The organism is Endozoicomonas arenosclerae (assembly GCF_001562015.1).
GTDB lineage: Bacteria > Pseudomonadota > Gammaproteobacteria > Pseudomonadales > Endozoicomonadaceae > Endozoicomonas_A > Endozoicomonas_A arenosclerae.
In genome coordinates this window covers 1-1,016 of record NZ_LASA01000267.1, presented here as the reverse complement: position 1 = coordinate 1,016, position 1,016 = coordinate 1, and the positions used below count along the sequence as shown (strand labels likewise).

At 41.8% G+C, this 1,016-nt stretch carries 2 protein-coding genes; both read right to left on the bottom strand.

Annotated elements, in window-relative coordinates; genetic code table 11:
* On the bottom strand, nucleotides 1–167 hold a 167-nt coding region (locus WG89_RS32595), incomplete at its 3' end, for a transposase (protein WP_062260605.1).
* A gap of 63 nt (nucleotides 168–230) precedes the next feature.
* Nucleotides 231–809, bottom strand: coding sequence for a hypothetical protein (locus WG89_RS28655; RefSeq protein ID WP_062271203.1), 579 nt, complete (start codon nucleotides 807–809; stop codon nucleotides 231–233).
* Nucleotides 810–1,016 lie beyond the last annotated feature (207 nt).

Below are 1,016 nucleotides of genomic sequence, written 5' to 3'. Positions count from 1 at the left end.
GGATAAGGAGGTCTTCCGTTGCCACGCTTAGGGTAATAGGGCTCGATTACGGCCTCTAAGCGTTTCCATGGAATCAGAACCTCCATTCTTTCAAGAAAAATTTCCCTACGAGTTCTGCGTCGCTTCTGGCTGAATTCACTGTCGGAAAAAGAGAGTTGTTGGTCCATGACTACCTCTGATCAAGCTGCTGAGATTATTATCTCATGATCAGGGACTTATTCGCAGGTTCCTTAGTATTCCAGTTCCTTATGAGCTTCCTTAACTTTTTGTTCAGTTGAATAAATCGTTTTCAGCTTTTGTGCAAGAGTACTGGCATACTGATGAGTCAGCATTGAGACGTGACCTCCATCCGTGCTGAGAGTATAAACATTGCCTTCACAATGTTTTTTAAGATTCAAAACAACCGATGACAACTCTGCAGTTGTTGGAAATGTCTCCTTACAATAAATAAAGTGAATAGACGATTTCAGATGGACTTTGGCCTGATAGGATGCCCCCATCTCGGATTGAATGCGATAAACACTCATAAAATGCTTCATGATTGAAGTATTATTTAATTTTTGGTTTAACTCTATAATCGCAGGATAGTGCTCTACCTGTTCAATATTAAGGGGGTCTGAGAGCTGCAACTGCTCCAGTACCAGTAATGCGTTTTCTTCATGAGGAATGAGATTATTCCCAGATAAAGGGTTCTGGTTATCTGGACCAATCAACCCTGTATCCAGCATAGTCAGTCGGACGTCATGCCCTTCTTTTTCAAGCTGATAAGCTAGGGAAGGTGTGAAGAAGTCCATCAATCCTTTGAGCATGTTCTAAAACACAATTCTTAGAACTAAAAGCGAGGATAGGGTCGCTCATTATCTACTTTTCAGCCGGTTTTCTCGGCTGATAGGCAGATTAACCCCTACGTAGCATTTGATCCAATCTAACCACATTAGCCAGAGCAAAAAGAGTGGCCAGTTTATTGTCATTTTTCCCGATGCCTCGATACGCTGTTTTTACAAATCCAAACTGGC